Here is a 13289-nt window from a genome sequence, read left to right on the forward strand (position 1 = left end):
CGGCCATCGAAATCCAAAGGACGCCACCATGCGATTCATGATCCTGCGCAAGGCCGATAAAAACACCGAGGCCGGAGTGCTGCCGCCACAGAGTCTTCTCGTGGCGATGGGCCAGTACAACGAGGCATTGCTGAAGGCCGGTACGATGCTCGCTGGCGAGGGTCTGCAGCCGAGCGCACAAGGTGTGCGTGTGAAATTGCTGGGTGGCAAGGCGCGGATTATCGATGGACCTTTCAGCGAGGCGAAGGAATTGATCGCGGGTTTCACGATGATCGATGTCGCATCGCGCGAAGAAGCGATCGAACTCGCGCGACGCTGGCCCGCGCAGGATGGCGACGGCAATGTCGAGCTCGAAATTCGCGAGCTCGGCTGCGCCGGCAATTTGCCTGGCATCGATGTCTCGCCGCCGCCGACCAGTGCCGTGCCGCAGCGGCGTTTCATGATCATGCTGAAATCCGACTCGGATACCGAGGCCGGTATCAGCCCCAGCGCAGCAGTGCTGGCGGCGATGGCGCAGCGCAATGCCGAAGGTGTCGCGGCCGGGATATTGCTCGCCGGTGAAGGTTTGCAGTCGAGCGTGCGGGGTGCACGCTTGAAATTTGCGCAAGGCCGGCCGGCGCTGATGGATGGGCCATTCACCGAGGCCAAGGAAATGATCGCCGGCTTCTGGATCATGCGTGCGGGCTCGATGCAGGACGCGATTGACTGGGTCGAGAATTATCCGTATCCGCGTGATCCGCATACCGAGTTCGAGGTCGAGATTCGTCCGCTCTACGAAGCCGCTGATTTCACGCCTGAGTTCATGCCCGAAATCAGGCTCGCCGAAGAACTCCTGCGTGAGGATGTTCCGCGCGCCGCACACCAGCGCACAGCGCAAGCCTGATTCATCGCATCAAGAATATTTCTTCCATGCTGTCGATTCCGTCCGCTCTGATTCGACGTCATCATGCAGCAAACAATTTCGCAACCAATCATTCAGCAAAGGAATCACCATGCAACTGAACGCCTATTTGTTTTTCGATGGCAACTGCGCCGAAGCCATGCGCTATTACGAGCGCACGCTGGGCGGCAAGATCGATCTGTCGATGACCCACGCCGATGATCCCGCGGCGACAGCACAGGTGCCGGCAGACAGTGCCGCACGCATCATGCACGCGCGCCTGGTTTTTCCCGGCGGCATCCTGATGGCGTCCGACTGGATGGTCGGTCGCGCCTATCCGGGCATGAGCGGTTTCGCGCTGTCGCTGGCTTACACCACAGTGGCCGAAGCGCAAAAAGTATTCGACGCGTTGGCCGACGGCGGTGCAGTCAACATGCCTTTCGCTGAGACTTTCTGGGTCGAGGCCTTCGGCATGTTGACCGATCGTTTTGGCACGCCGTGGATGATCAATGGTGGCGCGACAAAAGTCTGAATTGCGCCAGCCGCTATCGATACCAGCGAGAGCGGCCTTGATCGAGCGCTGTTTTTTGCGCGATCGAACGCAAGTGGCGATACTGGGCGCGGAAGAAGCGCAAACTGATTCGGCAAGCGCAACGGCAGCGCTGCGATTATCGTCCAGGCAATAATTGTCCCCCACGCAAGGAGAGTTGAGATGGCTCATTACGTCGATGGATTTGTGGTTCCTGTTCCCACAAAAAAACTGGATGCCTACCGCCGCATGGCGCGCAAGGCAGGCAAGATCTGGCGCGAACACGGTGCATTGGAATACCGCGAGTGCGTGGCCGACGACGCGCCACCGGGCAAACTCACGTCGTTTCCGCAGAGCGTCAAGCTTAAGCCGGACGAGATCGTGGTGTTCTCGTGGATTGTCTACAAATCGCGCAAGGATCGCGATCGCATCATGGCCCTGGTGATGAAAGATCCACGCCTGGCCAGCATGATGGATCCGAAAACCATGCCTTTCGATGGCAAACGCATGATCTTCGGCGGCTTCAAGACCCTGGTTGAGCTGTGAATGGGTGCAGTCCAAATTGGTGAGCAGTGGACTGTCCCGGGAATCGTAGGCGCTTCCAGCCCATGATGGCGATCGCATACGCGTGACGATCACGGAGACCCATCGCGCCATCAACGCAGTCTGGCGGATCGAGTCGGCGCGGCTGATCGCCGGCATCGCGCGGCTCGTGCGCGATGTCGGTCTGGCCGAAGAACTCGCGCAGGACGCATTGGTTTCCGCGCTTGAACAATGGCCCGCATCGGGTGTGCCGGACAATCCCGGCGCATGGCTCATGACGGCGGCCAAACATCGCGCGATCGATCGCTTGCGCCGCAGCAAGCTGTTGCAGCGCAAGCACGAGGAGCTCGCCGACGAACTTGCCGCAGACGATGCGTTGAGCACGTCCGCGATCGAGGTCGCGCTGGATGACGATATCGGCGATGACCTGTTGCGACTGGTGTTCATCGCCTGTCACCCGGTGCTGTCGACCGAGGCGCGGATTGCGCTCACGCTGCGCTTGCTCGGCGGCCTGACTACCGACGAAATCGCGCGCGCGTTTCTCATTCCTGAAGCCACGCTGGCGCAACGCATCGTGCGCGCCAAACGTACGCTGGCCGAAGCGCACGTTCCGTTCGAAGTGCCGCGAAAAAGCGAACTCGCTGCGCGTTTGTCTTCGGTGCTCGAAGTGATCTACCTGATCTTCAACGAAGGTTATTCGGCGACCGCCGGCGCGGACTGGATGCGACCCGCGTTATGCGAGGAAGCATTGCGCCTCGGTCGAATTCTCGCCGAGCTTGTGCCGCAGGAAGCGGAAGTGCATGGCCTGGTCGCACTGATGGAAATCCAGGCATCCAGACTGCGCGCGCGCAGCGGGGCAAACGGCGCGCCGATTCTGTTGCTCGAACAGAATCGTGCGCGCTGGGATCAACTGCTGATCCGGCGCGGCCTGGCCGCATTGAAACGCGCGGAGAAACTCGGCGGCGCGTTCGGTCCGTATGCGTTGCAGGCCGCGATCACCGCATGCCATGCGCGCGCGCATGTCGCCGCGGAAACCGACTGGGAACGTATCGCTGCGCTGTACGATGCACTCGCACAACTGGCGCCATCGCCGGTGGTGGAATTGAATCGCGCCGTGGCGGTAGCGATGGCATTCGGCGCGGCGGCAGGTCTGGAAATTGTCGATGCGCTGATCGGCGAGCCGGCGCTGCTCAATTACCATTTATTGCCCGGCGTGCGTGGCGACCTGCTCGCCAAGCTCGGGCGTTATGAAGAGGCGCGCACAGAATTCAAGCGTGCCGCGGCACTGACCCGAAATGTGCGCGCGCGCGAGTTGCTACTGGCGCGCGCGGCGGCGTGTTTGCGTGAATCGTCTTCGCCGCGAATCTAAAAAAATACCGGAATTCGCAAAAAAGGTCTGACCTCAAAGCCACTTCGAGCGTTTGAGCCATATGAACAAACTCGTGCAGATCAGCACGGTCGCGCCGATCATGTAGTGATAGCCGTTTTCGAGCTCGGGCATGTTGTGGAAATTCATGCCATACCAGCTCGCGATCAACGTAGGCGCGGCGAGCAAGGCGGCCCAGCCGGCGAGGCGTTTGACGACTTCGTTCTGGCTCACCGTCACCATCGACATGTTGACCGTCATCGCTGAACTGAGCAGTTCGCCCATGGCGTTGGTGGCGTCGCTGATACGCGCGGCGTGATCGAATACATCGCGCAGATACACGCGCACTTCGTCGCAGATCAGGTTCGGGAAAAAGCGCGTGAGCTGGTTCAGGATGTCTTGCAACGGCGATACCGCGAGGCGCAACGTGACGAGCTCGCGTTTCAGTCGATACAGGCGTTCAAGCGTTTCACGGCGAAAGGTGTCGTGAAAAATATCCTTCTCGAGTGCGGTGAGTTCTTCCTGGAAGGTATTCACGATCGGCAGGAAATTGTCGACGATGAAATCGAGCACCGCATACAGCACATAACTCGGGCCGAGCACGAGCAGCTCGGGCGTCTGCTCGCAACTTTTGCGTGCCGGCGCGTACGACAACGATGCGCCGTGGCGCACGGTCACGAAGTAGCGCGGTCCGATGAAGATATGCGTTTCGCCGAAACGGATCTTGCCTTCGACCACTTGCGCGGTGTGGATGACGATGAACAGCGAATCGCCATACACCTCGATCTTCGGCCGCTGATGCGCGAGATGCGCGTCCTCGATCGCGAGGTCGTGCAGGCCGAATTCTTCCTGCAGTTTTTCCAGCAGGGCTTCGTCGGGCTCATGCAATCCGACCCAGACAAAACAGTCGGTGCGCGGCAGCACATCGCTGATCGCCTCGATCGTGATGTCGTTGAGCTTGCGTCCGGTTTCTTTCGAATAGACGGCGCAATTCACCACCATCGGTTCGTTCGGCTGACTTGTGCTGGGCAACATCATGGGCGCAATTCCGTTGTCGATATCACGCGATCATGCCGGAGTTGACGTTGCAACGGCAATCGCGAGGGCAGTGCTGGATGCGCGCGACGTAGGAGTGATTCAGCCGCGACGATGTCTGGCGTAGTTTTGCGCCAGCAGCAACGCCACATGCACCGGCAGCAGCAGCGCGATCCACTGCCGATTGTCCTGCGGGAACCACGGCAGGATCTTGGCGAACCAGGCGAATGCCGCGAGTACGACGATCAGCACGGTCAAGCGTCGTGCAAAACGACTCGGCAGCCAGCGTGCGCGCGCACTCGCGATCCAGCTCGGCAGCAGCAACAGGCACAGCGGATTAAACAGCAGCAGGTTTTCGTTGCGCCACGCGAACTGATGTTCGGTGAACGCCCACAATACGATCAGCAGCAAGCCGGAGAGGCCGAGCATCAACACACTGACACTGCTCAGCGTGGCAAGGCTGTAGCGCGCCCACGAACGATCGCGGCGTTTCGCGAGCCAGATCAGCAGTAGCGAAAAAGCGATGCCGATCGCGAAAAACTGCCAGACCCAATACGGCGCAAATTCCGGCGGATCCGGAATGGCCGCCTTGGCCAGCAGCACATCGCGCGCGACTAGCGGCACGGACTGGCCAGCATCGTCGTGAACACTCAGCTCGCGCAGATGGCGCATGAGCTCGGTCGGCACAAAACTTTCGTCCCAGAACGACAGGCGCTGATCGGCAAGCGGGCCGAGGCCGATGTCCATGCCGATCATTGCCCAGAATTCCGGGCGCATCAGACGCAGTGCATCCATGCGATAGCTGAAACCGCGCGATGGCGATGCGGTCTGCAAATGCAATGTGTCGCCGAGCGCGAGATTCAACGCGTCGCGTACTTTGGTCGAGCAGTTGCTGCGAAAATAATCGTAGCGGTAATGCGCATTTTCGGGGCGAAGATTCCACTGCAAAAACTGATCGAGCTTGAGCCGCTGCGCCGGACTCAGGTTCAGATCTTGACGCTGGATCCAACGCCCTTCAGCCGTATAAACGGCTAAATCCTGATTGGCCTCATTAACGTCCATGCGATAGCGCATGATGCCGCGCAGGAAGTTCGGCAAAAAATCCGCTTCGCCGAAATCGAAGATGCCGTAGTTGTAGGTGCGCGCCTCGCCGGTATTGCGATCCTCGACCAGCAGCGCGTTGTGGCCGAAACGTTCCCAGATTTCCTCACCGGGGCCGAACGTCACCAACGCGATGTTGAGATTTTCACCGGGCTGTCCGGCGGTCCAGTTCGCTTCGTCGGCATGGCCGAGGCTGATAGGAAAAAACAGCAGGAAAAAACGGGCGATCAGCGACAGGCAGCGGCGATGCGAAACGTCAACGCGCACCTCAAGCCTCGTTGATGCGGACGCAAAACTGATGCACGCGCCGGTCGTCGGCCTTGGTCACCTGAAAGTTGAACTGGCCGATCACGGCTTCTTCGCCGGACTCGGGCAAATGGCCGATTTCAGACGTGACCAGACCGCCGACGGTATCGAATTCGTCGTCGCCGAAATTGCTGCCGAGATGGTCGTTGAAATCCGCGATCGGCGTGAGCGCGCTGACGAGGTAGGCACCGTCGGCCTGCGCCTGGATGTGCAACTGTTCGGCCGGATCGTCGTCGTCGTGTTCGTCGTCGATCTCGCCGACGATTTGTTCCAGCACATCCTCGATCGTGATCAGGCCGGCGACGCCGCCGTATTCGTCGACGACGATCGCCATGTGATTGCGGCTCTGGCGGAAATCCTTGAGCAGGATATTCAGCCGCTTCGATTCCGGAATCAGAATCACCGGACGCACGAGGGCGCGGATATCGCAGGCTGGCGCGCCGACCACAAAACATTGCAGCAGATCTTTCGCCAGCAGCACGCCGAGAATGTCGTCCTTGTCTTCGCCATGGGCGGGAAAACGCGAGTGGCCGGACGACAGTGCGATATCGAGAATTTCGGCGAGCGCGGCATCTACCGACACCGACACCATCTGCGCGCGCGGCACCATCACATCGCTGACTTGCAGTTCCGAAACTTCAATCGCGCCTTCGAGCATCGACAAGGTGTCGTTGCTGAGCAGGCCGTTGGCCTGGGCGGTGCGCAGTTCCTCGATCAACTCTTCGCGGCTGCGCGGCTCGCCGGAGAAGGCTTGGCCGAGGCGCGCGAACCAGGATTTGGGGGCAGGGGACTAGGGTGGTCCTCGCTCATGGATGTTCGGAGTCATGCCCTTGGGGCGGACGCATTAGTTTAACTCAAGACGGCCGCGATGCAGAAATTTCGCGTCCGCCGAATTTTCATAAGATCATGAAATTCAATACAAACCTCGAAATTTTTGCAGCTTATTGTGGGCCCGACCGCATGCCGGGATTGCGCAATCGTCGTGGTTACGCGTACGGATCGGGGATTCCCAAGCCGGCCAGAATACGACGTTCGATCGCTTCCATGCGTTCGGCTTCGGCCTCGATTTCGTGATCGTGTCCGAGCAGATGCAACACGCCGTGCACGGTCAGATGGGCGTAATGATCGCGCAGTTTTTTGTCTTGCTCCGCTGCCTCGCGCGCGACCACCGGCGCGCAGATTACGAGATCGCCGAGCAGCGGCAGTTTGATACCGGGCGGCAGTTCGACCGGAAACGACAGCACATTGGTCGCGTAATCCTTGCCGCGATATTGCTGATTGAGTTCGCGACCTTCGGCGCCATCGACGAGACGGATCGACAATTCCGCCGAACGCCGGCGTTGTTGCTGCAACGTTGCCGCAACCCAGCGCCGAAACGAAACCGCAGCTGGAATTCCTGCGCGCGCTACTGCGTATGAAAGATGAAGTTGCAGCATCGTTTATTTTTCGCAGCAACGTGCCGTTATCACGATGGTGTCTCGTCGCGACGTTTTGCCTGTTCCGCTTTGCGTAACGCTTCCTGCTGCGAACTCTGCAGATCGAAGGCCTCGTACGCGCGCACGATGCGCTGCACCAGCGGATGGCGCACGACGTCTTTGGCGGTGAAAAAAGTGAAGCTGATGCCGTTGACGTCGCGCAGGATTTCGATCGCCTGACGCAAGCCCGAGGTCTGGTGTTTCGGCAGATCGGTCTGGGTCACGTCGCCCGTGATCACCGCGTTCGAGCCGAAACCAAGTCGCGTCAAAAACATCTTCATCTGCTCGACCGTGGTGTTTTGCGCTTCATCGAGTATCACGAACGAATCGTTGAGCGTGCGACCGCGCATGTACGCGAGCGGCGCCACTTCGATCACGTTGCGCTCGATCAGCTTGCTGACTTTTTCGAAGCCGAGCATTTCGTACAGTGCGTCGTACAGCGGGCGCAAATACGGATCGACTTTCTGGCTCAGATCCCCCGGCAGAAATCCGAGTTTTTCGCCGGCCTCGACCGCCGGACGCACAAGGATCAAACGCTGCACACGATTCGTTTCCAGCGCTTCCACGGCCATCGCCACGGCCAGATAGGTTTTGCCGGTGCCAGCCGGGCCGACGCCGAAATTGATGTCGTGCGTGGCGATCGCATGGAGGTAGCGTTGCTGGTTCGGGCCGCGACCTTTCACCACGCCGCGTTTCACCTTGATCGTGATTTCCTGCGCACCTTCGGCGGCGCGCGCATCGAGTTCTTCGATACCGGATTCCTGCAGATACAAATTCAGGTTATGCGCGGTCAGCGGTTCGTCCTCGGTGCCGTCGTACAAATCACGCAGCACCTTCGCCGCGAGCCTGGTTGAGTGCTCGGCGCCGAGTAAACGAAACAGATTGCCGCGATGGTTGATCTCGACACCGAGCCGCAACTCGATCTGGCGCAGATGTTCGTCAAAAGGCCCGCAAAGATTGGCCAGACGTTCGTTGTCCTCGGGATCAAGCGCGAGGTCGCGATGGGTGATTTCAGTCATGTGGTCAGGGTAACTCGCACGCGGGGCGATGCGCTACTGCTTGGCGGTACCGTGATCAGCACGCAGTGCGCATCACGAGACTGGCATGGTGTGGGAAAGTTGTGAGGGTTCGCTATATTTTTTCGCGTGTTGCAGTAAGATCGCGGCGAGGCCAGCACGCAGGATTAACCAAGCTCGCCGTATTTAGTTATCAGGGATAGAAAGGGGAATAATGAAAACATCAATCTGCATCGCCACTTTGGCGACGCTGCTGCTTGCAGCGTGCTCGTCGATTACCACCATCACCTCGCCGCATCCCGGCACTACTGTCGCCATCAGGGAAAAACAGTTGACCTTGCCGGCCAGCGAAAAACTCAAAGGCACAAGCTTCGGCAACTATGAGTTCAAGGCAGTGGAAACCGGCTTCGAACCGTTTTACGGAATACTTCCGCTGAGCTTCAAAGGCGGGCATCTGGCGGTCGACATCATTTTCTTTGCGCCGGCTGCGTTCTTCAACTTGCGCGAGGTCTTTCCGTTCTATCAGATCGATGTCGAAAAGAACGTGATTCGTTATCGCAAGACCGAGCAGGATGAGTGGCAGGAATATCATCCCAAGGCTGAAGAAAGCGCTCATGCGCGCGTTTATTTCAACGAGAAAAATGCCACGGCGCCAACGCACTAGCAGGTTGTTGAGAGACTTCTCGAAATAGCCACGCTCACAGGCTGCATCAATCGCAAGGCTCCGTGATTGCACGGACTGATTTGCAGTAGCTGAGGATGCTCTCGCATGTTTCGATCGAAGATCGCGTGGCGCGCGATCTTCGATCATTTCCGGTACGGATATTCAGATCAGCGAATCACCAATTATTGTTTTGCAGAAAGGCATGATGCGCTCTCCTTGCCTGCATCACGGACTCACGCTGCGCACATACACGTGATCGAGTTTGAAGCTGCTCCATGCGGTTCCGCCAGCAACCACAGGATTGCCGAACCACAGCGAAGTCGGGCGCGTGAGGCCGGTGTTGGGGGCTTGCAGTTGGCGTGTGCCGTCAACCCATACCTTGATCGAGCTTTGGCTGCCGATCCAGCAGTACTCGATATCATGCGGATTGTTTTGTGCAGGATTCTCCGTGAATACGCTGTTGTACGTGCTCGCGGTTGTACGTGCGCGCACGATGAAGCCGCCGCTGTCCTGCCAGGCGCTGGCGCTGCGCAGGGCGACATCGTCGTTGGCGCCGTTTGCCGGCAGTCCATTCGACAATACCAGCGTACCGGTGCCTTGATTGGCGAAGTTTGTGTAGCGGGCGCTCCAGCGCACCGAAAAATCGCCGGCGGCCGGAATGATCGGCGTAGCGGACGTGATGAACGGGAAGGTCGTGGTGCCGGATGCAAGGCTGATGCCGTGGCTTAGCGTCACGGCGCCACCATTGCCCTGTTGCGTCCAATCCATACTCAATGTCGGGCCGACAAAGGTTTCGATCAGCGAGTCGGTGTGTTTGTTCATGCCGCTGCACTGGACGAGCGCCGGCGCTGGCGTGGCCTCGAAACCGTTGCTGAAAAGGCTGTCGTTTTCTGCGGCGCCGATATCGCAGGCCGCGCCTTGCGGGCGGGAAACACCGCGCTGGTCGGTGCTCACGGCACACGGTCCGGTTCCACCCGCATCAATGGCCGAACTGCCCAACGGCGGAATCATCACGTCGACCAGTCCGCCGTGCAGCGGTGCAGGCAACGTGCCCAGCGTCACCGTGCCGGTTTGCGTGGTCGCGTTGGGAACATATACGCTGGCATCGGCATACGAGGTATGCGAGACGACATCGGTCGTTGTGCCGGTGCTGTTCGCGGCGATGCTATTCGAGATGGTGAAGGTTGCCGTGCCGCCACTCGCACAGATATTTCCGCCTGCACTGCAGTTGGCCAAGGTATCGCCAAGACTGAAAATCGCACCGCCCTGTGCGTTGCCGCCGGTGCCAACCGTTCCTGCTATCACCATGTTGTCAGCGGCGGTGACGTAGCTAAGCGTCAGCTGGCCCGCATAGTTGAAAATCGCGCCGCCGTAGCCGGAACCCTTGCCGGCGGAGCCGTTGCCACCACGGCCGCCGCTCGCACGGTTCTCTGCCAGGGTCACATTGGTGAGGGTAACCGTGCCCGCATCGTTGAAGATCGCACCGCCCATGCCGCCGCCACCGCCGCCTTGAATGATGAATTCACCATTGCCCCCGCCAAAGCCGGCGATGCCGCCGTTCGAGATGGAAATGGCAAAACCGCCGCCGCCGCCGCCGCCGCCAAAGCCACCATCGCCGCCATGGCCCGCAATTCGGCCAGGATCGCCCGCGCTGGCATTTCCGCCTCTGCCGCCGCCGCCGCCGAAGCCGCCGCTGCCCGCGTCGCCCCCATTGCCACCGCTGCTACTGTTACCTCCCTGGCCGCCGCCGCCGCCCAAACCGCCGATGCCGCCTGGGGCCGCGGTGCCACCACTCACGTTACCTGCCCCGGTTCCGCCATGCGGGCCACCGCCGTTACCGGAGTTGGCTGTCTCGCCGACGCCGCCACCGCCAGTGGATCCGGCTGCACTCACTTGACCACCTTGCGCGACATTGCCGACCAGCGCGCACTGCTGCAAATCCAGCGCGCCGCGATTGAAGATCGCTCCGCCCGCGCCCAATGCACCGCCGCCCCCACTACTGCTGCCGCCCTGCGCGAGGCCATTGTGCAGAGTTAGCCCGCGCAAGCTCAGGGTGCTGCCACCGCCGATATCGAACAGGCGAAAGTTGGCCGTACCGCCAGCACCAGAGCGTGCGATCGTGACACCCTGGCTCAAGCCGTTCGCCGTCGCATCGATGGTCAGCGTCTTGCCGCCGGTAATGAAAAATGCCGAAGGGCCGAATTCAGTGCTGCCGGCGGAAAGATCGTTGGTCGACAGCGTCAGAATGATCGTCTGCCCGTCGAGCGCGGCCTTGTCGAACACGATCGTGTCGCCGGAGGCCGCGGCATTGACCGCACCGCGCAATGTCGCGCACTGGTTGCCGACGCAGTCATTGGTGGTGGCCGCGACCGGCTCAGCGGTGCTGGTGACGGTCAGCGTGGTGGCCTTCACCGGCATGGCGATCGCCGACAACAACAGGGCAAAGGCCGATAGTGAGACTATCGGCTTGGACGATGGACGCATGCAGTTCCCCAGAATTGGCTGTACGTAAAGCACCGAGTCTAGCAGCCTGTTGAGAAACTCCCGAAATCGCCACAATCATGCAACGCTTCTCCGCCCACACCGTGCCGCTGGAGCGGCTGGATCTGGTGAGCGACGATCACTTTGGATGCACTGCTCGCACAACGGACGACGCAGCATGCCGGAGTGGGCGCAATCGCTGCGACCTGATGCGTGACATGTCTTCTGGCACATCGTTGCCGCCGCAGATGCGGCTACCCTGATTGATTGTGCTCGCAGCCGACTCAAGGTGGTATCCCGTGTTGAAGCGTTTTGTAACCGTCGCGATGGCGGCATGTTTGATCGTGACTGTGCCGATTTTGGCGAGTGCCGCCGATGAGGCGCCGAAAGATGGCAAGGAGGCGGGCAAGGATGACAGCAGCAAGTTGCCGCCGTTTCCCGTCGACAAAACCATCCACGAAACCACGACGGTCGGCGGCAAGAAAATCAATTACGACGCAACAGTTGGATCATTGCCGGTGCTGGATGACAAAGGCAAAGTCATCGCCGATGTAATGTTCACCGCCTACACGATGCCTGGTCGCGATCGGCCGATCACGTTCGCGCTCAATGGTGGGCCGGGTGCTTCATCGGTGTATCTGAATCTCGGTGCGCTCGGACCGAAAAGAGTGCAGTTCGGCAGCGAAGGGAATAGCCCTTCCGACCCCGCCACGGCGATGGATAATCCGGGCACATGGCTGGACTTCACCGATCTCGTTTTCATCGATCCGGTCGGCACAGGTTTCAGCCGTGCGCGGGTCGAAGAAAAAGATGCGAAGAAAGAATTTTACGGCACCGATGCCGACATCAATTATCTGTCGCGCGTGATCTACGACTGGCTCGTGAAGAACGGCCGACTCACGTCGCGTAAATATCTGGTCGGTGAAAGTTACGGCGGTTTTCGCGGCCCGCGCATCACGCATTATTTGCAGACGCGGCTCGGTGTGGCGATGAATGGCCTCGTGCTGGTATCGCCGTATCTAGAACCGACTGCGTCGGAAGGCGGCGATCTTTCGCCATTGCCATGGATGTTGACCTTGCCGAGTATCGCTGCGGCGAACCTAGAGCGTCATGGAAAACTGACCGATGCTGCGATGGCCGAGATCATCAATTACACTCGCGGCGAATACGTCACCGACCTGCTCAAGGGCCGCTCCGATCCGCAGGCGGTCGAGCGCATCGTCAAGCGTGTCACCGAACTGACCGGACTCGATGCCGCCTTTGTGCGTCGTGCTGGTGGTCGCCTGGAAACGCAGGCCTATCTGCGCGAGATTTATCGCGGCGAAGGCAAGCTCGGCAGCCGTTACGATTCCAACGTCACCGGCTGGGATCCGTTTCCGTTCGATCCCGAGCAGCGCACCAACGATCCGATTCTCGATGGCATCATCGCGCCGACCACCACGGCGATGGTGGATTTTGTCACGCGCACGGTCGGCTGGAAATTTGCCGGCCGTTACAACGCGCTGAGTTACGAAGTGAACCGATTGTGGGATCGCGGCGAAGAGGGACGCAAAGGCTCGGTCGAACAGCTGCGTCAATCGGTGGCGATTGACTCCAAATTACAGGTGCTCATCGTGCATGGCTGGGGTGATCTGTCGTGTCCGTTTATGGCCTCGAAACTGATCGTCGATCAGATGCCTGTTATGGGTGATCCGAACCGCGTGCAGGTGAAGGAATATCCCGGCGGCCACATGTTCTACAGCCGCGCCGACAGCAGCGCGGCGATGCGTCGTGATGTGATGGCCGTCTACGCCGCGCACTGATAAAAAAAGGCCGCGACAGCATCAATCCGTCGCGGCCTTTCGATCACACTGGCAATCGATATTGCCGGTCTTTTGTTCAGCGATAAACGCT

Annotated in this window: 12 protein-coding genes; 6 read left to right on the top strand and 6 right to left on the bottom strand. The window is 59.8% G+C overall.

Annotated features, from left to right (window positions below):
- Positions 1–28 precede the first annotated feature (28 nt).
- The 4 genes from ELE36_RS20490 to ELE36_RS05130 all read left to right on the top strand — a co-directional run bounded on the left by ELE36_RS20490 (position 29) and on the right by ELE36_RS05130 (position 3321).
- Positions 29–883 (top strand): YciI family protein, encoded by an 855-nt coding sequence (locus tag ELE36_RS20490; RefSeq protein ID WP_207215863.1) that lies wholly within the window; start codon positions 29–31, stop codon positions 881–883.
- Positions 884–992: 109 nt separating this feature from the next.
- The gene (locus ELE36_RS05120; RefSeq protein WP_129832061.1) at positions 993–1412 is read left to right on the top strand and encodes a VOC family protein; all 420 of its coding nucleotides are present in this window, start codon (positions 993–995) and stop codon (positions 1410–1412) included.
- Between the two features lie 180 nt (positions 1413–1592).
- Complete coding sequence (locus tag ELE36_RS05125; RefSeq protein WP_129832062.1) at positions 1593–1955, top strand: DUF1428 domain-containing protein; 363 nt, start codon at positions 1593–1595, stop codon at positions 1953–1955.
- A gap of 82 nt (positions 1956–2037) precedes the next feature.
- Positions 2038–3321: an RNA polymerase sigma factor gene (locus ELE36_RS05130; protein ID WP_129832063.1), complete on the top strand. Its 1284-nt coding sequence runs from the start codon at positions 2038–2040 to the stop codon at positions 3319–3321.
- A 33-nt stretch (positions 3322–3354) separates the two neighbouring features.
- On the opposite strand, the gene corA is transcribed toward ELE36_RS05130, so the two are convergent.
- The 5 genes from corA to ELE36_RS05155 all read right to left on the bottom strand — a co-directional run bounded on the left by corA (position 3355) and on the right by ELE36_RS05155 (position 8254).
- A complete protein-coding gene (corA, locus tag ELE36_RS05135) occupies positions 3355–4356 on the bottom strand; it encodes a magnesium/cobalt transporter CorA (protein ID WP_242512370.1) in 1002 nt (333 codons plus the stop codon).
- A gap of 99 nt (positions 4357–4455) precedes the next feature.
- Positions 4456–5721: an Lnb N-terminal periplasmic domain-containing protein gene (locus ELE36_RS05140; RefSeq protein WP_165371484.1), complete on the bottom strand. Its 1266-nt coding sequence runs from the start codon at positions 5719–5721 to the stop codon at positions 4456–4458.
- Between the two features lies 1 nt (position 5722).
- Positions 5723–6478: a CorC family transporter gene (locus ELE36_RS05145; protein ID WP_129832065.1), complete on the bottom strand. Its 756-nt coding sequence runs from the start codon at positions 6476–6478 to the stop codon at positions 5723–5725.
- Between the two features lie 268 nt (positions 6479–6746).
- A complete protein-coding gene (ybeY, locus tag ELE36_RS05150) occupies positions 6747–7196 on the bottom strand; it encodes an rRNA maturation RNase YbeY (protein WP_129832066.1) in 450 nt (149 codons plus the stop codon).
- A 29-nt stretch (positions 7197–7225) separates the two neighbouring features.
- Entirely contained in the window at positions 7226–8254 is a 1029-nt protein-coding gene (locus ELE36_RS05155) for a PhoH family protein (RefSeq protein ID WP_129832067.1), read from the bottom strand.
- A gap of 211 nt (positions 8255–8465) precedes the next feature.
- On the opposite strand from ELE36_RS05155, the gene ELE36_RS05160 reads away from it, so the two are divergent.
- Positions 8466–8915 (top strand): hypothetical protein, encoded by a 450-nt coding sequence (locus ELE36_RS05160; protein ID WP_207215864.1) that lies wholly within the window; start codon positions 8466–8468, stop codon positions 8913–8915.
- Between the two features lie 225 nt (positions 8916–9140).
- Here ELE36_RS05160 and ELE36_RS20275 read toward each other — a convergent pair whose 3' ends face one another.
- Entirely contained in the window at positions 9141–11399 is a 2259-nt protein-coding gene (locus ELE36_RS20275) for a choice-of-anchor Q domain-containing protein (protein ID WP_165371485.1), read from the bottom strand.
- A gap of 323 nt (positions 11400–11722) precedes the next feature.
- Here ELE36_RS20275 and ELE36_RS05180 point away from each other — a divergent pair, with 323 nt between their 5' ends.
- Positions 11723–13198 carry a S10 family peptidase gene (locus ELE36_RS05180; protein ID WP_129836627.1) on the top strand — a complete coding sequence of 492 codons (1476 nt, stop codon included), beginning with the start codon at positions 11723–11725 and terminating at the stop codon, positions 13196–13198.
- Positions 13199–13289 lie beyond the last annotated feature (91 nt).

This window comes from Pseudolysobacter antarcticus, assembly GCF_004168365.1.
In the GTDB taxonomy this organism is placed as follows: domain Bacteria; phylum Pseudomonadota; class Gammaproteobacteria; order Xanthomonadales; family Rhodanobacteraceae; genus Pseudolysobacter; species Pseudolysobacter antarcticus.

Bases quoted from the DNA above. Each gene is read 5' to 3' on its own strand.
- ELE36_RS20490 (WP_207215863.1), top strand. From the start codon at position 29: ATGCGATTCATGATCCTGCGCAAGGCCGATAAAAACACCGAGGCCGGA.
- ELE36_RS05120 (WP_129832061.1), top strand. From the start codon at position 993: ATGCAACTGAACGCCTATTTGTTTTTCGATGGCAACTGCGCCGAAGCC.
- ELE36_RS05125 (WP_129832062.1), top strand. From the start codon at position 1,593: ATGGCTCATTACGTCGATGGATTTGTGGTTCCTGTTCCCACAAAAAAA.
- corA (WP_242512370.1), bottom strand. From the start codon at position 4,356: ATGATGTTGCCCAGCACAAGTCAGCCGAACGAACCGATGGTGGTGAAT.
- ybeY (WP_129832066.1), bottom strand. From the start codon at position 7,196: ATGCTGCAACTTCATCTTTCATACGCAGTAGCGCGCGCAGGAATTCCA.
- ELE36_RS05155 (WP_129832067.1), bottom strand. From the start codon at position 8,254: ATGACTGAAATCACCCATCGCGACCTCGCGCTTGATCCCGAGGACAAC.
- ELE36_RS05160 (WP_207215864.1), top strand. From the start codon at position 8,466: ATGAAAACATCAATCTGCATCGCCACTTTGGCGACGCTGCTGCTTGCA.
- ELE36_RS20275 (WP_165371485.1), bottom strand. From the start codon at position 11,399: ATGCGTCCATCGTCCAAGCCGATAGTCTCACTATCGGCCTTTGCCCTG.
- ELE36_RS05180 (WP_129836627.1), top strand. From the start codon at position 11,723: ATGGCGGCATGTTTGATCGTGACTGTGCCGATTTTGGCGAGTGCCGCC.